This is a genomic window from Rhodococcus sp. GXMU-t2271 (assembly GCF_041414735.1).
GTDB classification, from domain to species: domain Bacteria; phylum Actinomycetota; class Actinomycetes; order Mycobacteriales; family Mycobacteriaceae; genus Rhodococcus; species Rhodococcus indonesiensis.
Genome location: NZ_JAUIZP010000021.1, coordinates 1 through 24812, shown reverse-complemented (window position 1 = coordinate 24812; position 24812 = coordinate 1). Strand labels below are relative to the sequence as shown.

Below are 24812 nucleotides of genomic sequence, written 5' to 3'. Positions count from 1 at the left end.
GTGCGGGCGTTTGGTGGGACTTCCGACTAGTTACAGTCCGAACGGACCCGCTCATACCCCTCGAGCGGGCGTCAACGCAGACGAGACGGTGAGCAGATGGATCTCTTCGAATACCAGGCGAAGGAACTCTTCGCCAAGCATGGTGTGCCGACGTCGCTGGGTCGTGTGACCGACACGGCCGACGATGCCAAGGCTATCGCCGAGGAAATCGGTAAGCCTGTGATGGTCAAGGCCCAGGTCAAGACCGGTGGTCGTGGCAAGGCCGGCGGCGTGAAGTACGCCGCCACCCCCGAGGATGCGAAGACCCACGCCGAGAACATCCTCGGCCTCGACATCAAGGGTCACATCGTCAAGAAGCTGCTGGTCGCCGAGGCCAGCGACATCGCGGAGGAGTACTACATCTCCTTCCTGCTCGACCGTGCCAACCGCACCTACCTGGCCATGTGCTCGGTCGAGGGCGGCATGGAGATCGAAGAGGTCGCGGCAACCAAGCCGGAGCGTCTCGCCAAGGTGTCCGTGGACGCCGTCAAGGGTGTCGACCTCGCGTTCGCGCGCAGCATCGCCGAGCAGGGTCACCTGCCCGCCGAGGTGCTCGACGCCGCGGCCGTGACCATCCAGAAGCTGTGGGAGGTCTTCGTCGCCGAGGACGCCACCCTGGTCGAGGTCAACCCCCTCGTGCGTACCCCCGACGATCAGATCCTCGCCCTGGACGGCAAGGTCACCATCGACGAGAACGCGGGCTTCCGTCACCCCGAGCACGCCGAGCTCGAGGACAAGGACTCCACCGATCCGCTCGAGGCCAAGGCCAAGGAGCACGACCTGAACTACGTCAAGCTCGACGGCCAGGTCGGCATCATCGGTAACGGCGCGGGCCTGGTCATGTCGACCCTCGACGTCGTCGCGTACGCCGGTGAGAAGCACGGCGGCGTCAAGCCCGCCAACTTCCTCGACATCGGCGGTGGCGCCTCGGCCGAGATCATGGCCGCCGGCCTGGACGTGATCCTGAACGACTCCCAGGTCCAGAGCGTGTTCGTCAACGTCTTCGGTGGCATCACGGCGTGCGACGCCGTCGCCAACGGCATCGTCAAGGCGCTCGAGATCCTCGGCGACGAGGCCAACAAGCCGCTGGTCGTCCGCCTGGACGGCAACAATGTCGAGGCCGGCCGCAAGATCCTGGCCGACGCCAACCACCCGCTGGTCACGCTGGTCGGAACCATGGACGAGGCCGCTGACAAGGCCGCCGAGCTGGCGTACGCCGCGAAGTAAGGACACACGGAGAACATGTCTATCTTCCTCAACAAGGACTCGAAGGTCATCGTCCAGGGCATCACCGGCGGCGAGGGCACCAAGCACACCGCCCTGATGCTCAAGGCCGGGACCCAGGTCGTCGGCGGCGTCAACGCCCGCAAGGCCGGCACCACGGTGTCCCACACCGCGGCCGACGGTTCCGCCGTCGAGCTGCCCGTCTTCGGCACCGTCGCGGAGGCGATGAAGGAGACCGGCGCGGACGTCTCGATCGCGTTCGTTCCCCCGAAGTTCGCCAAGGACGCCATCATCGAGGCCATCGACGCGGAGATCCCGCTGCTCGTGGTCATCACCGAGGGCATCCCGGTGCAGGACACCGCGTACGCGTGGGCCTACAACGTCGAGAAGGGCAACAAGACCCGGATCATCGGCCCCAACTGCCCCGGCATCATCACCCCGGGCGAGTCGCTCGTCGGCATCACCCCGGCCAACATCTCCGGCAAGGGCCCGGTCGGCCTGGTGTCGAAGTCCGGCACGCTGACCTACCAGATGATGTTCGAGCTGCGTGACTTCGGCTTCTCGACCGCCATCGGCATCGGCGGCGACCCGGTCATCGGCACCACCCACATCGACGCCATCGAGGCGTTCGAGAAGGACCCCGAGACCAAGCTCATCGTCATGATCGGCGAGATCGGCGGCGACGCCGAGGAGCGCGCGGCCGACTACATCAAGGCCAACGTGACCAAGCCGGTCGTCGGCTACGTCGCCGGGTTCACCGCTCCCGAGGGCAAGACCATGGGCCACGCCGGCGCCATCGTCTCCGGTTCCTCGGGCACCGCGCAGGCCAAGAAGGACGCCCTCGAGGCGGCCGGCGTGAAGGTCGGCAAGACGCCGTCCGAGACCGCCGCGCTCGCACGCGAGATCCTGCAGTCGCTCTGAGCGAAGCGGCTTCGCCGCCGGTGTGTCCTTTGGTCCAGGCAGCCCGAAGGACACACCGGCAGCTCCGCTGCCTACCCGTCGACCCATTCGGTGCCGACGGGCACGAGTTCTCCCGCACCGGCCGTCACCGAGGCGACCAGGTTCTGCAGTTCGGTCGCATCCCGCGCCGCGACGGTGAAGACGACACGCTCCGTGTAGGACACGTCGAGCACGCTCACTCCGCGGCCCCGCAGTTCCGACTCCACGCGTCCGGCGTCACCGTGCCCCACCGCCAGCGTGAACACCTCCCGCCGCTCCCGGGGCACCAGCGTCGCCGCATCGACCGCGACCGCCACCGCACCCGAATACGCCCGGACCAGTCCGCCCGCGCCGAGCTTGATGCCACCGAACCAGCGGGTGACCACCACCGCGACGTTCACCAGATCGCGGTGGTGCAGCACCTGCAGCATCGGCACCCCGGCCGTGCCCCCCGGTTCTCCGTCGTCGCTCGAGCGTTCTGCCCGGTGCGCCGGCTCGTCGCCCACCACGAAGGCCCAGCAATGATGCCGCGCATCGGGATACAGCCGCCGCTGTTCCTCGACGAAGGCGAGCGCGGCGGTGTCCGAGTCGACGCGGCGCAGCACGGCGCGGAACCGGGAGTGCTTGATCTCCGTCTCGGCGACGACGTCCGGTCCGGACTCGAGGGTGCTGGGCATGGGCACATTCTCGCCGGTGGGGATTCGCCGGATTCGCGGGACTCCTGCCGCCCACCGTGATCGTGCCTAGGCTGGTCGCAGAGCAGCCGACGACTTCAGGAGGAGCGATGACCTACCCAGCAGGCTCGGGAACGGGCCGGTCCGACAACCCGGCAGGCCCCTCGGGGTCGTCGACCGGGGCAGGATCCGGACCCGCCACCCGAGGCGCCTCCGACAAGGTGGTGCCGCTGCTCCTGCCGATTGCCGTGGCGGTGCTGGCGGTGCTGAACTTCCTGCTCGGCCTGGCGCCGTACGTGCGCATCTCCTTCGGCACCCAGGTCGCGCTGTCGTCGTTCGACTTCGGGTTCGCGGTCGTCCCGCTGGCCTTCCTGCTCTTCGGCGGCGCGGCCGCTGCGCTGTCGCTGCTGCCGGGCCAGGATCTGCGCTCCGTCGCAGTGGCGGCCTCCGCGGTCGGCTTCGTGGTGTCGCTGTTCCAGCTCTTCCACCTCCCGGACGACACCGGCATCTCCTGGGGCGGGGTGTCCATCCTCGTCCTCGGCTTCCTGCAGACCGCGCTCGCGCTCATGGCGCTGCTCTTCGGGATCGGGATCCTGGTGCCCGGCCAGCGTCGTTCGCCCGCCCAGTCGTTCGGCGGCCAGGGCGGCGGCCAGGGTTACGGCGGCCAGGGTTACGGCGGGCAGGCTTACGGCGCTCAGGGCTACAGAGCACAGGGTGCCGGTGCGGGGCAGGGTTACGCTCCCGGCGCGACAGCGAGCGGATACGGAACGCCGGGCTCCGGCTACCCGTCCGGGTCCTCGGCCTACCCGTCCGGGTCCTCGGCCTACCCGTCCGGGTCCTCGGCGCAGTACCCCGGCTACCAGCAGCCGCAATATCCGTCGGGCCAGTACCCCTCCGGCCAGTACCCCTCCGGCCAGTACCCGTCCGGCCAGTACCCCTCCGGCCAGTATGCCGGGGGCCAGTACCCCGGCACCCAGTACTCGGGGGCGCAGCCGCGTGAGCACTACCCGAGCCCGGACGCCGGCGCCCAGACCGAACACCTGAGCCAGCCGCTGCGCGTCGACCGGCCCCATGCCGAGGGCCAGCACCCCGGACAGCAGGCCTACACCCCGACGGGCGCCCAGGCGTCGTACGGTGCCGGGACTCCGGGTCCGGCCGGTCGGACGGGCGAGCCCGCCGGTGGCGACGTCGACGAGCCGACGGTGCTCGCCCCCCGGGCCGCAGACACCCAGCGGGAGGACACCGACCGTCCCTCGGAGGGCGAGACCGAGCGCGCGTCGGACCCGGCGCCGACGCAGGCGTTCCGTCCCGGCGACGAGCCGCGGTGACGGCTCCCGCACATCCTGCGGCGCGCCTGACCGTCCCGATCGTCGCCGGGTGACACTCTCGACACGATGACCTCGACGCTAGGCCGGTCCGACCGGCACACCACCCCGGAAGACACCTCGGTCGAACCGGAGCAGTTGCGAATCCTGCTCGGCACGGCGGCCAAGGTGCCGGCAGTGACCCTCGCGTTGATCGCCACGCTGGTGGTGACCACGATGGTGGCCGCGAGCAGCGACCTGACCGGCATCTACGCGGCCATCGCGGGAAGCTGGCTGGCCCTGCACCAGGTGACCCTGACGATCGACGGGGTATCGCTCGGGGTGCTGCCGCTGCTGCCGACGGCGGTGCTGGTGTGGCTGACCGCTCGAGCCGCACGGTCGGCCACCGACGGTGTCGTCGCGCTCGGTGGCCGTCCGCTCGACCGCCGGAACGCCTCCCGCATCGCGGTGGCCGTTCTCGCCGGTCCGACGGTGATCACGGTGGCGGCACTGATCGTGATCCAGGATGCGGCGAGTGTCCTACCCGTCGTCACCCCCAATCCGGCGTCCGCGCTGGCGTGGGTGACCGCGCTGTACCTGCTCGGGGCGGGGCTCGGCATCGGTTCCCGGACCTGGCGGCCGCTGGCGTCCCGCTACGGCGTGCCGAGTTGGCTGGTCGCCGCTGTGCGACCCGCGGCCCGGACGGTGCTGGGAATGTTCGCCGCAGGCGGGGTGGTGACCGTGCTCGCGCTGCTGTGGTCGTGGACCGTGGTCGGTGAGCTGATCGGCCGCGGCGGGGGAGCGGTCGGGGCGCTCGGGCTGACGGTGCTGTCGGTGCTGTACCTGCCCAACGTGCTGATCGGGGCCGCCGCCGTGGTGACCGGCAGCACGGTGCAGTTCGGCGACGTGCACCTGAGCCTGTTCGAGGCGACCGGCGGTGACCTGCCTGCCCTGCCGGTGCTTGCCGTCATCCCACCGGGACCGGCCGCGCCGTTCTGGCCCGTGCTGCTGGCCGTCCCCGCGACGGTGGGCGCCCTCCTCGGTCGGTACGTCGCCCAGTGCCACCTCGAGGCGCGGGCCCGAGGAGAACGCGTGTCGTCCACCGACGCCGCGCTCACGGTGGTTGCTGCGGCGGCGCTCGCGGGTGCGACGACCGCGCTGGCCACGTGGGCTGCCGGCGGCCCCCTGGGGGTCTTCGGCGTGGTCGGCGGAAACTGGTGGCTGGCCGGGGTGCTGGTATTCGCGTGGACGGGGCTGCTCGGTCTCGTCACCTCGCAGCTGCTGCTGTGGCGCGAGCGCCGTCTGGCCGCGGCGGACGCCGCCCGGGAGTCGGCCGCCGAGGAAAGGCTCGCCGACGAAAGGCTCGCCGACGAGGATCCCGACGACGAGCCGGCCGAGGTCGAGTCTGCCGAGGAGACTGTCGCCCCGCTCGACGGCGACGTCCGGGAGCTCGCGGCGGGACCGGCCACCGACGTGCTCGACGCCGAGATCGTCGAGGACGACCCCGAGCACGCCCCCACGGCCGTCGACGACGCGCCCGTCGTCGACGGCCCGGACAACGAGGACCTCGCAGCCGAACGTCCGGATGTCGTCGACGCGGCGATCGAGGACGCGGCCGACGAGCCGGCCCGCCCCGACGAGAAGGACCGGGATGCCGGCGCACCGCCGGAGCCCAACGGCGACCTGCCGGAGGGGGCCGCACCCCCCAAGGGCTAGGCTCTACCCGGCCGAGCCTCCGGCCGACCCCTCTCGAGTTCCAGGAGTAGAGCGCTGACTGCCTCGCGTGACCAGCTGCCGCCCACTGTGCCGGCACGGGTCGTCGTCCTCGCTTCGGGCACCGGAAGCCTGCTGCGGTCGCTGATCGACGCCACGCACACGGACGGATATCCCGCCCGGATCGTCGCCGTCGGAGTGGACCGCGAGTGTGCCGCCGAGGGGCATGCGGAGGCCGCCGGCATTCCCCACGTCCGCGTCCCGCTGCGCGAGCACCCGGACCGGGCCGCCTGGGACCGCGCCCTGACCGACGCCGTCGCCGCGCACGAGCCGGACCTGGTGGTCTCGGCCGGTTTCATGAAGATCCTGGGACCGGTCTTCCTGGACCGGTTCGGCGGCCGCATCGTCAACACCCATCCGGCTCTGCTGCCGGCGTTCCCGGGCGCCCACGCCGTGCCGGACGCCCTCGCCTACGGGGTGAAGGTCACCGGGTCGACCGTGCACCTGGTCGACGCGGGTATCGACACCGGCCCCATCCTGGCGCAGGAACCCGTGCCGGTCCTCGACGACGACGACGAGGCCACCCTGCACGAACGCATCAAGGTTGTGGAGCGACGACTGCTGGCCGACGTGGTCGCCGCCGTCGCCACCCGTGGAGTTGTATCCGATGGACGAAAGGCCGTGATCCCCAGTGACCGAACGTAAGGCTGTGCGACGTGCACTCGTCAGCGTCTACGACAAGACCGGTTTGGTCGAACTGGCGGCGGGCCTGCACGAGGCGGGTGTCGCGCTGGTCTCCACCGGCTCCACTGCGGCCACCATCGCCGGCGCCGGAATCCCCGTCACCAAGGTGGAGGACCTCACCGGATTCCCCGAGTGTCTCGAGGGGCGGGTCAAGACGCTGCACCCGCGGGTGCACGCCGGCATCCTCGCCGACACGCGCAAGCAGGACCACCTCGATCAGCTCGCCGAACTCGGCGTCGAGGCGTTCGAACTGGTCGTGGTGAACCTGTACCCGTTCACGCAGACCGTCGCCTCCGGTGCCACCCCCGACGAGTGCGTCGAGCAGATCGACATCGGCGGCCCGTCTATGGTGCGTGCCGCCGCGAAGAACCACCCGTCGGTCGCGGTGGTCGTCGACCCCGCCCGGTACGACGACGTGCTCGACGCCGTCAAGGGCGGCGGGTTCACCCTGCCGCAGCGTAAAGCCCTTGCCGCCCAGGCATTCCAGCACACCGCCGCCTACGACGTGGCGGTCGCGAGCTGGATGAACGCCGGCTACGCCGCCGGGGAGGCCGACGCCGCCGAGCAGTTCCCGGCGTGGGCCGGTGCGACGTGGGAACGCGCGGCTGTGCTGCGTTACGGCGAGAACCCGCACCAGGCGGCGGCGCTGTACGTGAACGAGGCCGGCGAGCCGGGCCTGGCGCGGGCCGAGCAGTTCCACGGCAAGGAGATGTCGTACAACAACTATCAGGACGCCGACGCGGCCTGGCGTGCCGCGCACGATCACGACCGGCCGTGCGTTGCGATCATCAAGCACGCCAACCCGTGTGGGATCGCGGTCGCGGAGACCGTCGCCGAGGCGCACCGCAAGGCGCACGAGTGCGATCCGGTGAGCGCGTTCGGCGGGGTGATCGCCGTCAACCGTGAAGTGAGCGTGGCGATGGCCGAGCAGGTCGCCGAGATCTTCACCGAGGTGATCATCGCCCCCGGGTACGCGGACGGCGCTGTCGAGGTGCTCAGCCGAAAGAAGAACATTCGCATTCTGCGGGCCGACTCGCCGCAGGCGGCGCAGGTCGAGCTGCGGCAGATCTCCGGCGGAATGCTGCTGCAGGAGCGCGACACCCTCGCCGCGCCGGGCGATTCGGCCGCGAACTGGGAGCTGGCCTGCGGCGAGGCCGCCGACGCCGAAACCCTCGCGGATCTCGAGTTCGCGTGGCGTGCCTGCCGGGCCGTGAAGTCCAACGCGATCCTGCTCGCCGCAGGCGGCGCCACCGTCGGTGTCGGCATGGGTCAGGTCAATCGGGTGGACTCCGCCCGGCTCGCCGTCTCCCGCGCCGGGGACCGGGTCGTCGGATCCGTCGCCGCATCCGACGCGTTCTTCCCGTTCGCGGACGGCCTGCAGGTGCTCACCGAGGCCGGTGTGCGGGCCATCGTGCAGCCGGGCGGTTCGGTGCGCGACAACGAGGTCATCGAGGCCGCTCGCGAGGCCGGCGTGACCCTGTACCTCACCGGCGCACGCCACTTCGCGCACTGAGCGACGCCGGTCGCCCGCACGCACTGAGGAGCGACGCCGGTCGCCCGCACGCGCCCGTCAGGCCGCGTGCGGGTGCCCGGTCGCCGGGCGGGTGACCATCCGCGGCGTGGCGTCGCGGGCGTCGGAGATGACCAGCCGGGCGGCGCCGCGGTCGAGCAGTTCGCGGATGAGGTCCGCTGCGGCCGCAGCCTGTTCGGTGCCGACGTGGCTCAGGTCGATCGTGATGGCGTGACCGGTGAGATCGTCGGGCAGGTCCTTGGGGACGGCGCCGGTGGCGCCGAGTCGCAGTTTCATCGTGTTCTCCTCTTACTGGACAATATCGGTATATGGGGAAAAGAAAGGGCACCCGAGGCGATGTGCCCGGGTGCCCGAGAAGGAGTCGGTCGAGTCGTCGACTCATTCCCGGGGTCGCCACTTGGCGAAGTGGAAGTGCGCGTAGGTGTGTCGGCACCAGCTGGGTACGGCAATGCGCATCGACTTCGCCGCGATGACCTTGTCGTCTCGCATCGGACCGTACCTTTCTCGTGTGTTCCTACGGGTTAACCGGACACCATACCCGAGTTACGCGAATCTGACATCTCTTGTTTTCGGCCCATCTCGGGCGGCGGGTCAGAGCTTGGCGAGCCATGCCTCGAAGCCGCGGGTGAACTCGTCCGAGAAGGGCAGGTCGGCGATGTAGTCGGCGCCGGTGGACTGCTGGTCGCCGATGTCCTTGAGTACGTGATTGGCCCGGTGCAGGCGCAGCGACGTCAGGTTCGTGTGCACGAGCGCCGAGTCGAGGGCGTCGACGTCCTCGACCCGCACCTGGATGTCCTTCGCCGAGACGCTGGTCAGTACCGGAAGCCCGCCCTCGAGCTGGGCCGCGAGCATCCGCGGATCGAGCGAGTCCTCCTCTGCGAGGGCCTTGGCATTGGCCGAGACCAGACCGGCGTTGCGCAGCGGCTCGGGCAGGGTGTCGCTGAGGGTGCCGTCGGCGCGCAGCGATTCCACGGCCTCGGCGAGGGCCAGGCGCAGTTCGTCGGCGATCTGGATCGGGAGCTGACCGGCATCGACGACCGCGTCGAGCTGGGCGTCGATCTGGGCGGTGAGCAGGTCCAGCAGACGCACGGCCAAGGGCTCGAGCAGCGCGATGCCTGCGACGGGCGCACCGGCGTCGGCGAGGGTGAGGGCGATCAGTGCGCCCTCGCTGTGTCCGACCACGTAGAGCCGCTCGGCGTCGATGCCCGGCTGCGCGGCGAGGAACCGGAGGCCGTCCGTGGCGGCGTCGATGAACGTGGAGAAACCGAGGTCGGCGACATCGGCGACCTCGTACGGGCCGAGGCCGGTGGCGCCGCTGCCGAGCTTGTCGTAGCGCAGGCTCGCGAAGCCGTTGCGCTCGAGCACGTCGGCGAGGTGCCGCAGGGTGCCGATCGGGCCGGGCAGCAGCGCACTGTCGCCGTTGCGATCGGTGGGACCGCTGCCGGCGAGAAGCAGCACGGCGGGGACGTTCCCGTCGCTCGCGGCGGGCACGCGCAGACTGCCGTGCAGGGTCACGTCGCCACTGGAGAAGGAGATGTCGGTGTCCGCCATGCCGTTGTGTCTATCAGAACCGGTTGTGTCCATCGGAACCGGTCAGCCCGTCCGCAGGCGGCTCAGCCGTCGATACCCGCGGTGGACGGCCCACGCGAAGCCCGCGAGGAGGGGCACGACGAGCAGCGGGGCGACGAGCGCGATCAGCGACGTGACGAACGACAGTAGATCGTCGAGCAGCGACAGCGCCGGGTTGCCGAGTCCCGCGGTGGTGACCGTGCTCGCCGCACGGGTGCCGGTCTGCACCGTGCTCACCGTCATCGCGGCCGGGGCGCCGACGACGATGCCGGCGAGAGCGGCCATCGCCGGGTCGAGATCGGCGAACGCCGCCCAGGCGGCCAGCGCGCCCGCGACGGGCCGCACGACGGTGGCGACGGCCGAGAGGACGTTGTCGACGAGGGGGACGAGGTCGGCGCCGATCTCGACGACGGTGGCGATCGCCAGGGCGACGAGCGCGCCCGTCGACCCGACCCACTGCATCGACTCGTTGAGCGCGATGCCGAACAGGCCGAAGTGCACTGCTGTCCCGAGCATCAGCAGCGGGAGAAACGTGCGCAGGCCGGTGGCGGCGGCCAGTCCGAGTCCCAGCAGTGCCGCGAGGAGCCAGGTGTCCATGGCGGGAGTCTAGGGATCGGGGCCGACAGCGCACCCCGGCACGGCCGGATCCGGGAAGGTCTGCCGGTCGGGGGCGGTTCCCGGGTGGGACGCCCCCGCGGCTGCAGGTGCCGAAATCACCGAACGCTCGTACCTTGGGAGGGGTGACGTCACCCACAATCAGGCCGTCCACCGTCGGCGAGCTGCGTGCCTCGGGACACGAGCACCGCTCCGTCAAGGACGAGATCCGGCAGAACCTGCTCGCCGCCCTGCGCGACGGCATCGACCCGTGGCCGGGCATCGTCGGCTTCGACGACACCGTCGTTCCGCAACTCGAGCGTGCGCTGCTCGCGGGCCACGACGTGGTGCTGCTCGGTGAACGCGGGCAGGGCAAGACCCGGTTGCTGCGTACCCTGCCCCTGCTGCTCGACGAGTGGACTCCGGTGATCGCCGGTTCCGAACTCGGCGAGCACCCTTACGACCCGATCACCCCGGCTTCGATCCGCCGCGCCGCCGAACTCGGCGACGACCTGCCCGTCGCCTGGCGGCACCGCAGCGAACGCTATGCCGAGAAGCTCGCCACTCCCGACACCTCCGTCGCCGACCTGGTCGGCGACGTCGACCCCGTCAAGGTCGCCGAGGGTCGCAGTCTCGGAGACCCCGAGACCATCCACTTCGGTCTCGTGCCGCGCGCCCACCGCGGCATCGTCGCCGTCAACGAGCTGCCCGACCTCGCCGAGCGCATCCAGGTCTCGCTCCTCAACGTCATGGAGGAGCGCGACATCCAGGTGCGCGGGTACACGCTGCGGCTCCCGCTCGACGTCCTGCTCGTCGCCAGCGCCAATCCGGAGGACTACACCAACCGCGGCCGGATCATCACCCCGCTCAAGGACCGGTTCGGCGCCGAGATCCGGACCCACTACCCGACGCAACTCGACGACGAGATCGCCGTCATCGAGCAGGAGGCTCGACTGCAGGCCCGGGTCCCGGACTTCCTGCTCGAGATCCTCGCCCGCTTCACCCGCCTGCTGCGTGAATCCACGTCGGTGGACCAGCGTTCCGGTGTGTCGGCGCGCTTCGCCGTCGCCGGCGCGGAGACCGTCGCGGCTGCGGCGATGCGTCGCGGCGCCGTGCTCGGCGAGGCCGACCCCGTCGCACGTCCCGTCGACCTCGGCACCGTCGTGGAGGTGCTGCGGGGCAAGGTCGAGTTCGAATCCGGCGAGGAGGGAAGGGAATTCGAGGTCCTCGATCATCTCCTGCGGCGGGCCACCGCGGACGCCGCCCGCACCCGGCTGGCCGGGGTGAACCTCGGCCCTCTCGTCACCGCCGTCGAGCAGGGACAGCCGGTGGTGACCGGGGAACGGATCACCGCCAAGGCGCTGCTGGACGAACTGCCCGACCTGCCCGTCCTCGACGTCGTCGCCGAGCGGCTCGGCGCGGAGGACATCGGAACGCGGGCTGCCGCCGCCGAACTGGCCCTCGAGGGCCTCTACCTCGCGCGGCGGATCGCCAAGCACGCCGACGACGACGGCGCCGCGGTGTACTCCTGATGAGCCGGGGCGCACGGTACGGGCCCTACGACGGTGGCGACCCGCTCGCTCCGCCGGTGGATCTGCGTGAGGCCCTCGCCGCTATCGGGGAGGACGTGCTGGCCGGCAGTTCGCCGCGACGTGCGCTGCGGGAACTGCTGCGTCGCGGGCACGGAACCATGCGCGGCCTGGACCGGCTTGCGGCACAAGCGAACCGACGTCGCCGGGAACTGCTGGACCGGACGAACCTCGACGGCACGCTGCGCGAGGTGCGTGAACTGCTCGACCGGGCCCTGCTCGAGGAACGCAAGGCCCTCGCCCGCGCACTCGACGACGACGCCCGGTTCGCGGAGATGCGGATCGAGGAACTGCCCGCCGCCACCGCGCAGGCGGTGCAGGAACTCGCCGACTACGACTGGCGCAGCCCCCAGGCCAGGGAGGACTACGACAAGATCCGTGACCTGCTCGGCCGGGAGATGCTCGACCAGCGGTTCGCCGGGATGAAGCAGGCCCTCGAAGGCGCAACCGACGAGGACCGCGAGCGGGTGAACCGCATGCTCGAGGATCTGAACGATCTGCTGGACAAGCATTCCCGCGGGGAGGACGCCGAGGAGGACTTCGAGCGGTTCATGGCCGACCACGGCGACTTCTTCCCGGAGAACCCCCGCAACGTGGAGGAACTGCTCGACTCGCTGGCCCAGCGGGCGGCGGCGGCGCAGCGCCTGCGCAACTCGCTCAGCCAGGAACAACGCGACGAACTCGACGCCCTCGCCCAGCAGGCGTTCGGGTCGCCGAGCCTGATGTCGCAGCTCGACCGCCTCGACTCGCACCTGCGAGCTGCCCGCCCCGGGGAGGACTGGACCGGGTCGGAGCGGTTCCGCGGGGAGCAGGGCATGGGCCTGGGCGAAGCGACGGGGGCGCTGCAGGACGTGGCCGAACTCGACGCGCTCGCCGAGCAGCTCTCCCAGCAGTACGCCGGCGCCTCCCTCGACGACATCGACCTCGACGCGCTGGCCCGTCAGCTCGGCGACGAGGCCGCGGCCGATGCGCGCACGCTCGCCCAGCTCGAGAAGGAACTGCAGCGGCAGGGGTTCTTCGACCGCGGCGCCGACGGACAGTGGCGCCTGTCGCCGAAGGCGATGCGCGAACTCGGCCGGACCGCGCTGCGTGACGTCATGGACCAGCTGTCCACCCGGGGCGGGCAACGCGAGACCCGCCGGGCGGGGGCCACCGGTGAGCCCACCGGGGCGTCGCGCCCGTGGGAGTTCGGCGACACCGAGCCGTGGGACGTCGTGCGCACCCTCACCAATGCGACCCTGCGCGCTCCCGCGCGCATCCCGGTGCGGATCGATGTCACCGACGTCGAGGTCGTCGAGACGGAACAGCGCACCCAGGCTGCGGTGGCGCTGCTGGTGGACACGTCGTTCTCGATGGTGATGGACGGCCGGTGGGTGCCGATGAAGCGCACGGCCCTGGCTCTCAACCACCTGGTCTCGACCCGGTTCCGCGGAGATGCGCTGCAGCTGATCGCGTTCGGCCGGCACGCCCGCGTCGTCACCGCCTCCGAACTCGCCGGCCTGGACGGAGTGTACGAGCAGGGCACGAACCTACACCACGCGTTGATGCTGGCCGGCCGGCACCTGCGCCGGCATTCCAATGCCCAGCCGGTGGTGCTGGTGGTCACCGACGGTGAGCCCACCGCGCATCTCGAGGCGAACGGATACGCGGCGTTCGACTATCCACCCAGCGCCCGCACACTCGGGATGACGGTCCGGGAACTCGATCATCTCGCCCGCGTCGGGGCGCACGTGACGATCTTCCGGCTCGGCGACGATCCGGGGCTGGCGCGGATCGTCGACCGGATGGCCCGCCGGGTCGGTGGACGGGTCGTCGCGCCGGACGTCGACGGCCTCGGGGCCGCTGTCGTGGGCGACTACGTGCGGCTGCGCCGCCGCTGACCCGTCCCGTGCGCGATTCCGGTAGTGGGGACTACCGAAAACGCGCACGGGGGTCTAGGGGCGCAGCGCCCGCCACGTGCTGACGGCGGCGGCCGAGAGCAGTCCCGCGGTCACCAGGAACACCGAGGCGGTGCCGGCGACGCCGGCGATCGCGCCGGCCGCCAACGGCACCGACACCTGGCCGAGACGGTTGCCGGTGAGACGCACCGCCAGCGCCGACGCCCGGTCCGCCGGTGCCACCAGTTCGACGACCCACGTCATGGTCAGCGGCTGCCCGAAACCCCAGAAGGCGCCGCAGATCGCCAGCAGTGTCCCCATCGCCCACGGGTTCGGCAGGAACGGCAGTGCCGCGACGGGCAGGGCCGTGCATGCCGTCGCCGACAGCAGCAGACGTCGCCGCGGAATCGTCCGCAGCGCCCACGGCAGGACCGCACGCGAGACGATCGACGCGACGGTGCGGGCGGTGAGCAGGGCCGACACCAGCAGCACCCCGAAGCCGAATTCCTCACCGAGCAGCGGCAGGTACGCGACGACGAGGTCGACGGACGCCAGCACGACGAGGCTGGAGAACATCGCGGGCTTCATCCCGCGCGTGCCCAGCATCGACAGCACGGACTGCGGGGGCGCGTCGCCCGGGGTGCGACCGGAGCCGGGCGGTTCGCGCAGGCCGACGACGAACGGCAGGGCCGCCGCGGCGAGGACCGTCATCACCAGCAACGCCGGGGTGGTCTCGACGGTGTCCCCGTTGCTCGCCGCAGCGATCATGCCGGCGAGCGGCACCCCGATCGCCTGGCCCACCGACACTCCCAGGGTGATGCCCGCAAAACCGCGGTCGAGTTCACCCGGCGGCGACAGGATCGACACGAACGCCTGTCCGGACACCGTCACCAGAAGCTGACCCAGACCCAGGACGGTGTTGCCGAGACCGAGGATCCACAGGTCCGGGCTGAGTGCGATGATCAGCGCACCGGCCACCGACACCACGACGCCGCCCCGGAGAATTCCGGCCGCGTGCCGGCGGTCGACGGCCCGGCCGAGCTGTACCGCCAGCACCAGCGGGACGAGAGCGAACAGGGCCGTCACCACGCCGATCACGGCCGCGTCGCCGCCGAGGGCGAGCACGCGGTAGGAGACGAGGACGCGCACCGACTGGAACGTCGCGTGCAGCAGTGCCGTCGCCGTGCACAGGAGCAGCAGCCAGTGCCGGGGGGTGCGGGACATCGCTCAGCCCTCCGTCACGATCCGGCCGGCCAGCGGTGCCTGCAGCGTCAGCTCGAGCACACCGGCGACGGCGATCATGATGCACGCCCGGTCCACCGCCTCGGGCAGGGTGCCGCCACGCAGCGCCACCGTGACGGCGGTGTCGGACTCGGTGACGGTGGCGTCGACCCCGAAACACGCGGGTGTGCCGGTTTCGAAGTGGACGGCGATGCGGTCGTCGTCCGCGCGGGTCCACGAGCGTACCGGGATCGGGTGCGGCTCGACGAGGTCGTCGCGGGCGGTGAAGACCGTCGCACCCGCCGGCGTCGGTTCCTCCGGTAGCACGGGGACGTCGGCGCCACCCCGACCGCACGCGCCCGCCAGGACGCAGCACCCGGCGAGCACCAGCAATCGCATGGTCCTCGACCCAGTCGCGCCCGTCATGCGAGAAGTGCGGCGACGACGCCGATCGCGGGGATCGAGGCGAGCGTGGTGACCAGCGCGGCGTCGCGGGCGAGCACCATGCCGCGGCCGTAGCGGCTCGCGTAGACGAAGACGTTCTGTGCGGTCGGCAACGTCGCCACCACGACGATCGCGAAGAGCTCGTGCCCGTCCAGGCCCATCAGGTACCGGGCCATGACGTAGGCGAGGACGGGCTGCACCACGATCTTGAGCACCGACGCGAGCGCGACGTCGCGGCGCGGGCTGGTGCCCTTCTCGAGCACCCGCACCCCCTGGAGCGACAGGCCGAATGCGAGCAGGGCACCCGGTACCGAGGCGCCGCCGAGGAGGTGGAACGGCTGCATCAGCGCGGCAGGCGGCGTCCAGCCGGCGACGGCGACGGCGAGCCCGGCCGCGCCCGCCAGCACGATCGGGTTCTTGAACGGGGCGGTGATCGTCTCCCGTCGTGACGCGCCGGGGCGCATCGTCGACAGGTCCAGCATGGTCAGGGCGATGGGGGAGAACAGCACGATCTGGAACAGCAGCAGGGGCGCGACGAACGAGGCGTCGCCGAGGACGAACACCGCGATCGGAATACCGAGGTTGGCCGAGTTGACGTAGGAGGCGGCGAGCGCGCCGATCGTCAGTTCCGGCAGTGGCCGGCGTAGCCACAGCTTCGCGAGGACGAGGTAGAGCGCCGCGACGGCGAACGCGGTGGCTGCGGCGACGTACAGGGTGGGGGAGAAGATCACCGACAGGTCGGAGGTGGCCAGCGAGTCGAACAGCAGCGCGGGGGTGGCGACGAAGAACACCATCCGGCTGAGCACGAACTGGGCCTCGGGTCCGAGCGTGCCCGTCCGGCCGAGCGCGAATCCGATCGCGATGATCACGAAGATGACGCTGAATCCCGCGATCACGCCCGACACCGATACAACCCTTCGAAAGCACACGATATGCAGGCGCTGCACGCCAGACCGAGAACCTTACCGGTGGTAACGGCACCGCTGCGCACCGGGCAGGCCGGTCCCGTGGTGCCGCCCGGCGGTGCGACGAGGTGAGCGGGAGTCCGGCAGGGCATTGCAGCCGGAAGTCTGCAATGCTGAAAAAATGCCGACCGACCCGATTGTTCATCTCCCGGCCAATGTCATCGCGCTCGCCCAGCATCCGCGCTATCAGCATGCGGACTGGACGATGTCGGAGCGGCTCGTACGGCGGCAGGAGCTGGTCCTGCAGCATCTCGGCGTCTGGAGCGACGACGGTTCCTGAGGTGTGCCGGCCCCGCTGGGCTCAGGGCGTCACGGTGGCGACGAACGTCATTCGGTCCCCGCGGTAGAGCGAGCGCCGCTGCTCGATCGGGGTGTCGTGCTGGTCGTAGGAGACCCGGTTGAGCAGCAGCATGGGTGTGCGGATGTCGGCGTCGAGGAGTGCCGCCTCGCGGGCGTCGGGCAGGGTGGTCTCGATGTACTCGACCGCGCGCGCGAAGGTGATGCCGCGCGCCCGGATCGCCGCATACAGCGACGACGTGGAGTCGAAGCTGTCGGCGAGTCCCGGGAAGCGCGCGGCGGGCAGGCGGGTCCGCTCCAGTCCGACGCGGACGCCGTCGGTGAGCAGGACGCGTTCGAGTTCGAGCACGGGATCGCCGACGGCGATCGCGAGTACCGCGGCGAGTTCGGGGTCGGCCGCGAGATCGGTCCAGCCGACGAGTAGGCGCCCCGCGCTGCGGCCCTCCGCGAGCGCGGCCTCGGTGTAGGAGCCGATGATCAGCGGTTGCAGGATCTTCGGTTTCGCGACGACGGTGCCCCGGCCCCGGCGTTCGATGCGGCCGTCGACGAGGAGCTCGCGCAGTGCCTGACGGACGGTCTCCCGGGCCACGTCGAACCGGGTGGCGAGTTCGCGCTCGGAGGGCACCGGGTCGCCGACGGAGAGCTCGTCGAGCAGGGCGTCGACTCGGTGCCGCACGATCTGATGCTTGGGGACCCGGGTCTCGCGGGCGGTTGCCGTCACACTCGAAGCGTACCGGATTCTGGTCTATACCAATCGTTCACCGCCCGTTCGCCTGACGTCCCTCATTGGTCTAGACCATCGGTCAGGCTCGGGGCATGCGAATCCTGATCATCGGCGGCGGCATCCTGGGAACCGCCCACGCCGACGCCGCCGTCCGCCGCGGGCACGACGTCGTTCACCTCGAACGTGAACCGGAAGCCCGCGGCGCCACCGTCCGCAACTTCGGTCTCGTGTGGGTCTCCGGGCGCACCGAGAGCGAACTGACCGCCACCCTGCGCTCCCGCGAACTGTGGGCCGACCTCGGCGCCCGCGTCCCCGGCATCGGTTTCCGGGCGAACGGGTCGATCACCCTCCTTCGCAGCGACGCCGAGGTGGCCGTCGCCCGGGAGGCGGCCGGCCGCGCCGACGCCCGCCAGCGGGGCTTCACCCTGCTCGAGCCCGAGGCGGTCCGCCGGCTCAATCCCGCCCTGCGCGGCAAGTTCGTCGCCGGCCTGCACTGCAGCACCGACGCCGCCGTCGAATCCCGTGTCGCCCTGCCCGCGATCCGGTGGCATCTGACCACTTCCGGGCGCTACAGCTTCCGCCCCGGGACCGAGGCCCGCACCGTGACCCGCACCGCCCACGGGACGGTGCAGGTGCGCGACGACCACGGCACGGTCCACGAGACCGACCTCGTGCTCGTGTGCCCCGGCGCGACCCTGTCCGGTCTCGCCCGCGAACTCGGCGGCGATCTGCCCCTGCGCCGCGTGCGCCTGCAGATGATGCAGACCGCCCCGCTGGGGGAGACGCTCACCACGTCCGTCGCCGACGGCGACAGCCTGCGGTACTACCCGGGCTTCGCCGGGGCCGCCCTGGAGGAGCTGAAGGCGCGCGAACCGCAGGCGCTCACCGCCGAGCAGCACCGCATGCAGCTGCTGTGTGTGCAGCGCCTGGACGGCGGGCTCACGCTCGGCGACACCCACGAGTACGACGAACCGTTCGCCTTCGACGTCGACGAGTCACCGTACGAGCACCTCGTCACCGTCACCGAAGAGCTGCTCGGGCACCGGCTCCCCCCGGTCGTGCGCCGCTGGGCCGGGGTCTACAGCCAGTGCCTCGATCCCACCGAACTCGTCCACCGTGCCCGGGTCGACGACGACGTCTGGATCGTCGCCGGGCCGGGCGGCCGCGGCATGACTCTCGGCCCCTACCTCGGCGAGCAGACCGCCGACCTCCTGAACCTCTGAACGAACCCTCCCGCAACGATTCCGGAGCAACCATGACTGTCATCCGCCTGGCCGTGCTCGACATGGCCGGCACCACCGTCGCCGACGGAGGCCTCGTCCTGCGCGCCTTCGACGCGGCCGCCACCAGCGTCGGACTACCCGCCGACGGACCCGAACGCGACGCCGCCCGGCGCTACGTCCTCGACACCATGGGCCAGTCGAAGATCGTCGTCTTCCGCGCCCTGTTCGGGAGCGAGGAACGGGCCCACGCCGCCAACGAAGCCTTCGAACGTGCCTACGAACGCTTCGTCGGCGCCGGCGACGTTACCGCGATCCCCGGTGCGGAGGAAGCGATCACCCGTCTCCGCGACGGCGGCATCAAGGTCGCGCTCACCACAGGATTCAGCCGCAGCACCCAGGACCGTCTGCTCGCGGCGCTCGGGTGGCAGGACCTTGCGGACCTCGCCCTGGTTCCGGCCGACGCCGGACGCGGCCGGCCCTACCCCGACATGATCCTCACGGCCCTGCTGCGGACCGGGACCGACGATGTCCGCGACGTCGCCGTCGTCGGCGACACCGCGGGTGATGTCCTCTCCGGTCGCCGCGCCGGGGCGTCCGTCGTCGCCGGAACCCGCACCGGCGCACACGACGAGGCGATCCTGCGCGACGCAGGCGCCACCCACGTCCTCGACTCCGTCGCCGACCTGCCCGATCTCCTCCTTTCCGTCTGACCCGAGACCCCGAGGATCCTCATGCACTCCCCCCTGTTCCGCCGCGCCACCGCGGCCACCGCCCTCGCTGCCGGGCTCGCCGTCACGCTGACCGCCTGCGGCGGCTCCGACCCCGACGCCGTCAACGCCCGAGGATTTCCCGAAACGCTCACCCTCGCCGCGATTCCGGCCGAGAACTCGGCCGATCTGCAGGCGAGCTACGATCCGCTCATCGCGCTGCTCGAGCAGGAGACCGGCTCGGAGGTCGAGTTCATCCAGGCCTCCGACTACGCCGGTGTGGTCGAGGGCATTATCGCCGGCAACGTCGACCTCGCATTCTTCGGTCCGTTCGCGTACGTCGTCGCCGGCGTCAACGGCGCCGACGTCACCCCGCTCGGGGCAGTCGTGCAGGAGGCCGGCGGCGAGGCCGGCTACCGGTCCTACGGTCTGACCCGCGCCGACAATGCCGACATCAACCGCATCGAGGATTTCGGGGGCAAGAGCGTCTGCTTCGTCGACCCCGGATCGACCTCCGGATTCCTCTACCCCACAGCGGGTCTCATCGAAGCGGGCGTCATCGCCTCCGGAACCGAGCAGGCCGTCGCCGCAGGGGTGGAGCCGGTGTACGCCGGTGGCCACGACGCATCCGCGCTCGCCGTCGCCGCCGGCGACTGCGACGCCGGTTTCGCGTTCGACACGATGGTCGACGAGACCATGATCGCCAGCGGCGACCTGAAGGAAGGCGAGCTGAAGAAGGTCTGGGAATCCGAGACGATCGCAGGCTCGCTGTTCGTCGCGAACAACTCCCTCGGCGCAGACACCGTCGATCGGCTCCGCACGGTCTTCGTCGACAAGGCCAACGCCGACTACATGCGCGCCCAGGGCTTCTGTGCGGGCGAGTGCCGGATCACCGACGAGCGTGCATGGGGCGTCGTTCCCGCCACCGACGCGGACTACGACGGCGTCCGCGAGGTCTGCACGCTGACCGAATCCGACAAGTGCAAGGGCTGACATGACCACCGACCATCCCGTCGCCGGTGACGACGTCGTCGTCTCCGCCCGTCGCGTCGTCAAGAAGTTCGGCGACACCGTCGCACTCGGCGGCGTCGACCTCGAGGTCCGCCGCAGCGAACTCGTCGTGCTGCTGGGCCTGTCGGGTTCCGGCAAATCGACGCTACTGCGCTGTCTCAACGGCCTGCACCCGACCACCGACGGCGCGGTCACCGTGAACGGCACCCGCGTCGATCTCGCCTCCCGCGCCGAACTGCGTGCCCTGCGGCGCGACGTCGGCTTCGTCTTCCAGCACTTCAACCTCGTCGGCCGGCTCAGCTGTCTCGAGAACGTCCTGATCGGCGGCGTCGGCCGGCTGCGCCTGCCGCGCTACGGAAAATCGACATACCCGAAGCGGATGCGCACCGAGGCGCTCGCCCACCTCGATCGGGTGGGATTGGCGGAACTCGCCGACCGTCGCGCCGATACGCTCTCCGGCGGTCAGCAGCAGCGAGTCGCGATCGCCCGCACCCTCATGCAGCAGCCCACGGTGCTGCTCGCCGACGAACCCGTCGCCTCCCTGGATCCGGAGAACGCCGGTGTCGTCATGGATCTGCTCTTCCGGGTCTGCATGGAGGACAAGCTCACCGTGCTGTGCACGCTGCACCAGGTCGATCTCGCCCTCGGCTGGGCGCACCGCGTGATCGGCCTGCGCGGTGGCGAGAAGGTGCTCGATCGCCCGGCCGTGGGACTTTCCCGCGAGGACGCCATGGAGATCTATCGGCGAGTCGACCCAGCCGACGCGACGATCGCAACGGCCGCGACATCATGACCGTGCTCGAAGCGCCACCGGCGCCGACCCGGCCCGCCCCGGCGTCGGAGTCGGTGGCGCGTCGCCGGATACTGCTGAGCTGCTCGGCTGCCGCCCTACTCCTGACGCTGGTGTCCGCCTGGTACATCGACTTCGCCCCGGCCACCCTCGTCGACGGTGTCGATGCGGTCGCCGATCTGCTCGAGCGGATGCTGCCGCCCACGGTCGACGACCCCGGCCGCATCTGGACACTCGCGCTCGACACGCTGCTGATGGCGGTGCTGGGTACCGTCCTCGCGGCGGTGGCGTCGGTGCCGCTGGCCTTCCTTGCGGCGCGCAACACCAGCCCGCATCCCGTGGTGTACACGGTCTCCCGCGGCGTCATCACGTTCTGCCGGGCCGTGCCCGACCTGCTGTTCGCGGTGCTGCTGGTGCGTGCTCTCGGCATCGGCGTGCTGCCGGGGGTGCTCGCCCTGGCGCTGCACTCGATCGGCATGCTCGGCAAGCTGTTCGCCGACGCGATCGAGCAGACCGACCCCGGACCTCGAGAAGCGGTGCGCGCCACCGGTGTCGGATACGTCCGGGAGATGATCAACGCTGTCGTACCGCAGGTGGTGCCTGCGTGGACCGGCACGTTCGTCTACCGCATCGACATCAACCTGCGTACCTCCGTCGTCCTCGGTTTCGTCGGCGCCGGCGGCATCGGCTTCGCGCTGCAGGACGCTCTGCGCGGCCTGGTGTACCCCCGGGCGCTGGGCATCGTCTGTGTGATTCTGGTGATCATCGCCGCGATGGAGGTCGTCGCGATCGTCGTCCGGCGTGCCCTGCTCGCCCCGGCACGTCCCGATCCCCGGCGCGAGCGCGCATCCCGGCTCCTCTTCTCCGGAATCGTGCTCGGGGCGAGCCTCGGCGCCCTGATCGTCCTGCGCATCGATCCACGCACACTGTTCACGTGGCCCGCAGCGGCGTTCGACGTGTTCGGTCGGTTGCTGCCACCGGACTTCGGTGCGGTGGGGGACGCGCTCGTCGATGCGGTGCTGCAGACCCTCGCGATCGGTGTCGTCGCCACGGCCGTCGGTGCAGTACTGTCGCTACCGTTCGGAATCCTGTCCGCGCGCAACGTCTCTCCGACTCCGGCACTCTACTGGTTCGCCCGCACGGTGATTCTCGTCGTCCGCGCCGTACCCGAACTCGTCCTCGCGGTGATCTTCGTGGCGGCCATCGGGCTCGGTCCGGTAGCAGGGGCGTGCGCACTCGCACTCGGCTCGATCGGATTCCTCGGCAAACTCGTGGCGGACGCGGTCGAGGAGATCGATCCCGGACCGATCGAAGCCGTGCGTGCGACCGGGGGCGGATGGTGGAAATCGTTGCTGTCCGCGGTGATTCCGCAAGCGATTCCGTCGATCATCGGCTCGGGTCTGTACCTGCTCGACGTCAACATCCGCACCTCGACGATCCTCGGCATCGTCGGTGCCGGCGGCGTCGGCTTCCTGCTGTTCGAGGCGATCCGCACGCTGAACTTCGAATTCGCCGGTGCGATCGTGCTCATCGTGTTCGCCGTCGTCTTCGTGATCGAAAGGGTGTCGGGATGGATTCGGTCGCTGGTGGTCTGACCCGCGCAGCCGTGTGGACGGGCGCCGGCGTCGACATGCGCGACGTCGCCGTCCCGCGTCTCGGTGCCCGCGAACTGCTGGTACGGGTCCGGCTCGCGACTGTGTGCGGCAGCGACCTGCACACCGTCACCGGACGGCGACCCGGGCCGCGGCCGTCGGTGCTGGGCCACGAAGCCGTCGGCGACGTCGTCGCCGCCGGCCCCGGTGCGGGGCCCGTCGTCGGCGCGCGGATCGTGTGGACCGTCACGGCCTCGTGCGGTGCGTGCGACAGGTGTGAGTCCGGACGGAGCGCCAAGTGCCGGTCCCTCCGCAAGGTGGGGCACGAACCATTCGACGGCGCATGGGCGTTGTCCGGCGCCTACGCCCGCTACATCGTGCTGCCGGCCGGGGTGGGCGTGGTCCGGGTGCCGGACCCGATGCCGGACGTCGTCGCGGCCCCGGCGGCATGTGCGACGGCGACGGCGGTCGCCGCCGTCGAGGCGGCCGGTGACGTCGCCGGCCGGCGGGTCCTGGTGTGCGGCGCGGGCATGCTCGGGGTCACGGCGATCGCGTTGTGCGCGGAGGCCGGTGCCGACGTGCGCGTCGCCGACCCGGATGCGGAGCGGATCGCGGTGGCCGAGCGGTTCGGGGGCGTCGGCGACGAGGGCGGCCCGGTCGACGTCGCGCTCGACTTCTCGGGATCCGCCGCCGCGGTAGGGGAGTGCCTGCACCGGCTCGACGTCGGGGGTCGTCTCGTCCTGGCCGGCTCCGTGATGCCGGGCCCTTCGGTGTCCCTCGACCCCGAAGCCGTCGTGCGGGGCTGGCTCACCGTCACCGGAGTCCACAACTACGAGCCCGCCCACCTGCACCGGGCGGTCGAGTTCCTGGCCCGCACGGCCGGCACCTACCCGTGGGACGAACTCGTCGCCGAACCGGTCCGCCTGGACGATCTCGCGAAGGCCCTGCGCCGGCCCGATGCTCCCGCCCTGCGCACGTCCGTCGCTCCGTGAGTGCGCACTTCTCGTGACGACACGCCGGGCGCCGGCGCGAGAAGTGCGCACTCGACGGTCAGACCGGAGCGCCTGCCGATCGAAGTTGCGCCCGCACGCGTTCCACGATCGACGCGGAGCGCAGGCGAAGCTGCTCGGAGTTGACGCGGACGACGGACCAGCCCAGCGCCGCGAAGGCCTCGTACCGTTCGATGTCCTTGGTGCGCTGGCGCTCGTCCGTCCAGTGATGGATGCCGTCGTACTCGACGACAGTGCGCCATTGCTTCCAGCCCAGGTCGGCCCAGCCCAGAATGCGTCCGTCCATCCCTACGACCGGGACCTGGGTGCTGGGGCGGGGGAGGCCGCCGCGCACGAGAAGCAGCCGCACTCGCGTCTCCGGGAGCGACTCGGCTCCGGGGTCCACCAGCTCCAGTGCCTGCCGCAACCGCCGAACGCTGCGCTCGCCGCTGTGCCGATCGGCCAGTTCCGCGATTCGCGCAGGATCCGAGCGGGTGGCACGGCACAGGGCGTCGAGCTGTTCGACAGCGGTATCCAGGACGAGGCGACGGCCGAGGTCGAACGCGGTGCGGGCCGGTGACGTCACGCGCATGTCTGCCAACTCGCACACTTCGTCGTCCGGGATCGTCCCGGCGTGCACGACGATCCCTGCGGTGCCCCGGCGGCTACCGCTCCGGATCAGTTCGGCGGGCGCGGTCGCATCGATCCACCGGCTGCCGAGGAGGGCCGCCGCCGAGTAGCCGGCCAGCACTCCGTCGCCCCCCGCCCAGAGCCATGCTGCCCGCGCACGGCCGCACGGTGTGACGGGCGCGTTCCTGTGGATGTACACATTCCGATGGATGCGCCGGAATCGCCGGAGCTGATGCGATGTCAGAAGGCCCGCCTGTACGGCCTGCGTCCCCAGGAACGGCTCGTCGAATTCCCCCATGATCGCCGAGGATGCCCGGTGGCCGTACGGGAGGGAACCGAGGCCACGGCGACCTGTGGACAACTCGCGTGAGTGTGCACATCTCGGGACGACACGCCGGGCAGTGGCACGAGAACTGCGCACT

At 70.9% G+C, this 24812-nt stretch carries 24 protein-coding genes; 15 read left to right on the top strand and 9 right to left on the bottom strand.

Annotated elements, in window-relative coordinates:
- Positions 1–96 precede the first annotated feature (96 nt).
- A complete protein-coding gene (gene sucC, locus QYS60_RS07670) occupies positions 97–1266 on the top strand; it encodes an ADP-forming succinate--CoA ligase subunit beta (protein ID WP_003937756.1) in 1170 nt (389 codons plus the stop codon).
- A 15-nt stretch (positions 1267–1281) separates the two neighbouring features.
- Positions 1282–2184 carry a succinate--CoA ligase subunit alpha gene (gene sucD / locus QYS60_RS07665; RefSeq protein WP_003937757.1) on the top strand — a complete coding sequence of 301 codons (903 nt, stop codon included), beginning with the start codon at positions 1282–1284 and terminating at the stop codon, positions 2182–2184.
- Positions 2185–2255: 71 nt separating this feature from the next.
- On the opposite strand, the gene QYS60_RS07660 is transcribed toward sucD, so the two are convergent.
- On the bottom strand, positions 2256–2879 hold the full coding sequence (locus QYS60_RS07660) for a YigZ family protein (RefSeq protein WP_371382835.1): 624 nt from the start codon (positions 2877–2879) through the stop codon (positions 2256–2258).
- A 107-nt stretch (positions 2880–2986) separates the two neighbouring features.
- Here QYS60_RS07660 and QYS60_RS07655 point away from each other — a divergent pair, with 107 nt between their 5' ends.
- From QYS60_RS07655 to purH, 4 genes are all read left to right on the top strand, one after another.
- Positions 2987–4204: a DUF5336 domain-containing protein gene (locus tag QYS60_RS07655; protein ID WP_371382834.1), complete on the top strand. Its 1218-nt coding sequence runs from the start codon at positions 2987–2989 to the stop codon at positions 4202–4204.
- Between the two features lie 66 nt (positions 4205–4270).
- Complete coding sequence (locus tag QYS60_RS07650) at positions 4271–5896, top strand: DUF6350 family protein (RefSeq protein ID WP_371382832.1); 1626 nt, start codon at positions 4271–4273, stop codon at positions 5894–5896.
- A gap of 87 nt (positions 5897–5983) precedes the next feature.
- Positions 5984–6598: a phosphoribosylglycinamide formyltransferase gene (purN, locus tag QYS60_RS07645; RefSeq protein WP_371382830.1), complete on the top strand. Its 615-nt coding sequence runs from the start codon at positions 5984–5986 to the stop codon at positions 6596–6598.
- Complete coding sequence (gene purH / locus QYS60_RS07640; protein WP_289379359.1) at positions 6585–8150, top strand: bifunctional phosphoribosylaminoimidazolecarboxamide formyltransferase/IMP cyclohydrolase; 1566 nt, start codon at positions 6585–6587, stop codon at positions 8148–8150. Before purN ends, purH begins: the two co-directional genes overlap by 14 nt.
- A gap of 57 nt (positions 8151–8207) precedes the next feature.
- Here the strand turns inward: purH and QYS60_RS07635 are convergent, their stop codons facing one another.
- From QYS60_RS07635 to QYS60_RS07625, 3 genes are all read right to left on the bottom strand, one after another.
- Entirely contained in the window at positions 8208–8444 is a 237-nt protein-coding gene (locus QYS60_RS07635) for a hypothetical protein (protein ID WP_003937763.1), read from the bottom strand.
- Between the two features lie 315 nt (positions 8445–8759).
- Positions 8760–9719, bottom strand: coding sequence for a S9 family peptidase (locus tag QYS60_RS07630; protein ID WP_054375214.1), 960 nt, complete (start codon positions 9717–9719; stop codon positions 8760–8762).
- 42 nt (positions 9720–9761) lie between these two features.
- The gene (locus tag QYS60_RS07625) at positions 9762–10334 is read right to left on the bottom strand and encodes a DUF4126 domain-containing protein (RefSeq protein WP_371382829.1); all 573 of its coding nucleotides are present in this window, start codon (positions 10332–10334) and stop codon (positions 9762–9764) included.
- Between the two features lie 143 nt (positions 10335–10477).
- Between QYS60_RS07625 and QYS60_RS07620 the strand changes: the two genes are divergently transcribed.
- Both QYS60_RS07620 and QYS60_RS07615 read left to right on the top strand, forming a co-directional pair.
- The gene (locus tag QYS60_RS07620) at positions 10478–11863 is read left to right on the top strand and encodes a sigma 54-interacting transcriptional regulator (protein ID WP_371382828.1); all 1386 of its coding nucleotides are present in this window, start codon (positions 10478–10480) and stop codon (positions 11861–11863) included.
- Positions 11863–13800, top strand: coding sequence for a VWA domain-containing protein (locus QYS60_RS07615; protein WP_371382827.1), 1938 nt, complete (start codon positions 11863–11865; stop codon positions 13798–13800). Before QYS60_RS07620 ends, QYS60_RS07615 begins: the two co-directional genes overlap by 1 nt.
- 54 nt (positions 13801–13854) lie before the next feature.
- On the opposite strand, the gene QYS60_RS07610 is transcribed toward QYS60_RS07615, so the two are convergent.
- From QYS60_RS07610 to QYS60_RS07600, 3 genes are read right to left on the bottom strand one after another with little or no spacing between them, the layout of a single operon-like run.
- Positions 13855–15021, bottom strand: coding sequence for an MFS transporter (locus QYS60_RS07610; protein ID WP_003937768.1), 1167 nt, complete (start codon positions 15019–15021; stop codon positions 13855–13857).
- A 3-nt stretch (positions 15022–15024) separates the two neighbouring features.
- Complete coding sequence (locus QYS60_RS07605) at positions 15025–15417, bottom strand: hypothetical protein (RefSeq protein ID WP_371382826.1); 393 nt, start codon at positions 15415–15417, stop codon at positions 15025–15027.
- A 23-nt stretch (positions 15418–15440) separates the two neighbouring features.
- Positions 15441–16367 (bottom strand): AEC family transporter, encoded by a 927-nt coding sequence (locus QYS60_RS07600; RefSeq protein ID WP_371382825.1) that lies wholly within the window; start codon positions 16365–16367, stop codon positions 15441–15443.
- Between the two features lie 181 nt (positions 16368–16548).
- Between QYS60_RS07600 and QYS60_RS07595 the strand changes: the two genes are divergently transcribed.
- Positions 16549–16707: a hypothetical protein gene (locus QYS60_RS07595; protein WP_289379364.1), complete on the top strand. Its 159-nt coding sequence runs from the start codon at positions 16549–16551 to the stop codon at positions 16705–16707.
- Positions 16708–16728: 21 nt separating this feature from the next.
- Here the strand turns inward: QYS60_RS07595 and QYS60_RS07590 are convergent, their stop codons facing one another.
- Complete coding sequence (locus QYS60_RS07590) at positions 16729–17445, bottom strand: GntR family transcriptional regulator (RefSeq protein WP_371382824.1); 717 nt, start codon at positions 17443–17445, stop codon at positions 16729–16731.
- 95 nt (positions 17446–17540) lie between these two features.
- Between QYS60_RS07590 and QYS60_RS07585 the strand changes: the two genes are divergently transcribed.
- From QYS60_RS07585 to QYS60_RS07560, 6 genes are read left to right on the top strand one after another with little or no spacing between them, the layout of a single operon-like run.
- Entirely contained in the window at positions 17541–18671 is a 1131-nt protein-coding gene (locus tag QYS60_RS07585; protein WP_371382822.1) for a TIGR03364 family FAD-dependent oxidoreductase, read from the top strand.
- 32 nt (positions 18672–18703) lie between these two features.
- The gene (locus QYS60_RS07580; protein ID WP_003937773.1) at positions 18704–19381 is read left to right on the top strand and encodes a phosphonatase-like hydrolase; all 678 of its coding nucleotides are present in this window, start codon (positions 18704–18706) and stop codon (positions 19379–19381) included.
- Between the two features lie 21 nt (positions 19382–19402).
- Complete coding sequence (locus tag QYS60_RS07575; protein ID WP_371382821.1) at positions 19403–20371, top strand: phosphate/phosphite/phosphonate ABC transporter substrate-binding protein; 969 nt, start codon at positions 19403–19405, stop codon at positions 20369–20371.
- 1 nt (position 20372) lies between these two features.
- A complete protein-coding gene (gene phnC / locus QYS60_RS07570) occupies positions 20373–21182 on the top strand; it encodes a phosphonate ABC transporter ATP-binding protein (RefSeq protein ID WP_003937775.1) in 810 nt (269 codons plus the stop codon).
- A complete protein-coding gene (gene phnE, locus QYS60_RS07565; RefSeq protein ID WP_371382844.1) occupies positions 21176–22774 on the top strand; it encodes a phosphonate ABC transporter, permease protein PhnE in 1599 nt (532 codons plus the stop codon). Before phnC ends, phnE begins: the two co-directional genes overlap by 7 nt.
- On the top strand, positions 22750–23763 hold the full coding sequence (locus tag QYS60_RS07560) for a zinc-binding dehydrogenase (protein WP_371382820.1): 1014 nt from the start codon (positions 22750–22752) through the stop codon (positions 23761–23763). The genes phnE and QYS60_RS07560 overlap by 25 nt, the downstream gene beginning before the upstream one ends.
- Positions 23764–23821: 58 nt before the next feature.
- Here the strand turns inward: QYS60_RS07560 and QYS60_RS07555 are convergent, their stop codons facing one another.
- On the bottom strand, positions 23822–24688 hold the full coding sequence (locus tag QYS60_RS07555; protein WP_371382819.1) for a DUF559 domain-containing protein: 867 nt from the start codon (positions 24686–24688) through the stop codon (positions 23822–23824).
- Between the last annotated feature and the right edge of the window lie 124 nt (positions 24689–24812).

Bases quoted from the DNA above. Each gene is read 5' to 3' on its own strand.
- sucC (WP_003937756.1), top strand. From the start codon at position 97: ATGGATCTCTTCGAATACCAGGCGAAGGAACTCTTCGCCAAGCATGGT.
- sucD (WP_003937757.1), top strand. From the start codon at position 1,282: ATGTCTATCTTCCTCAACAAGGACTCGAAGGTCATCGTCCAGGGCATC.
- QYS60_RS07660 (WP_371382835.1), bottom strand. From the start codon at position 2,879: ATGCCCAGCACCCTCGAGTCCGGACCGGACGTCGTCGCCGAGACGGAG.
- QYS60_RS07655 (WP_371382834.1), top strand. From the start codon at position 2,987: ATGACCTACCCAGCAGGCTCGGGAACGGGCCGGTCCGACAACCCGGCA.
- QYS60_RS07650 (WP_371382832.1), top strand. From the start codon at position 4,271: ATGACCTCGACGCTAGGCCGGTCCGACCGGCACACCACCCCGGAAGAC.
- QYS60_RS07635 (WP_003937763.1), bottom strand. From the start codon at position 8,444: ATGAAACTGCGACTCGGCGCCACCGGCGCCGTCCCCAAGGACCTGCCC.
- QYS60_RS07630 (WP_054375214.1), bottom strand. From the start codon at position 9,719: ATGGCGGACACCGACATCTCCTTCTCCAGTGGCGACGTGACCCTGCAC.
- QYS60_RS07625 (WP_371382829.1), bottom strand. From the start codon at position 10,334: ATGGACACCTGGCTCCTCGCGGCACTGCTGGGACTCGGACTGGCCGCC.
- QYS60_RS07615 (WP_371382827.1), top strand. From the start codon at position 11,863: ATGAGCCGGGGCGCACGGTACGGGCCCTACGACGGTGGCGACCCGCTC.
- QYS60_RS07610 (WP_003937768.1), bottom strand. From the start codon at position 15,021: ATGTCCCGCACCCCCCGGCACTGGCTGCTGCTCCTGTGCACGGCGACG.
- QYS60_RS07605 (WP_371382826.1), bottom strand. From the start codon at position 15,417: ATGCGATTGCTGGTGCTCGCCGGGTGCTGCGTCCTGGCGGGCGCGTGC.
- QYS60_RS07595 (WP_289379364.1), top strand. From the start codon at position 16,549: ATGCCGACCGACCCGATTGTTCATCTCCCGGCCAATGTCATCGCGCTC.
- QYS60_RS07585 (WP_371382822.1), top strand. From the start codon at position 17,541: ATGCGAATCCTGATCATCGGCGGCGGCATCCTGGGAACCGCCCACGCC.
- QYS60_RS07580 (WP_003937773.1), top strand. From the start codon at position 18,704: ATGACTGTCATCCGCCTGGCCGTGCTCGACATGGCCGGCACCACCGTC.
- QYS60_RS07575 (WP_371382821.1), top strand. From the start codon at position 19,403: ATGCACTCCCCCCTGTTCCGCCGCGCCACCGCGGCCACCGCCCTCGCT.
- phnC (WP_003937775.1), top strand. From the start codon at position 20,373: ATGACCACCGACCATCCCGTCGCCGGTGACGACGTCGTCGTCTCCGCC.
- QYS60_RS07560 (WP_371382820.1), top strand. From the start codon at position 22,750: ATGGATTCGGTCGCTGGTGGTCTGACCCGCGCAGCCGTGTGGACGGGC.
- QYS60_RS07555 (WP_371382819.1), bottom strand. From the start codon at position 24,688: ATGGGGGAATTCGACGAGCCGTTCCTGGGGACGCAGGCCGTACAGGCG.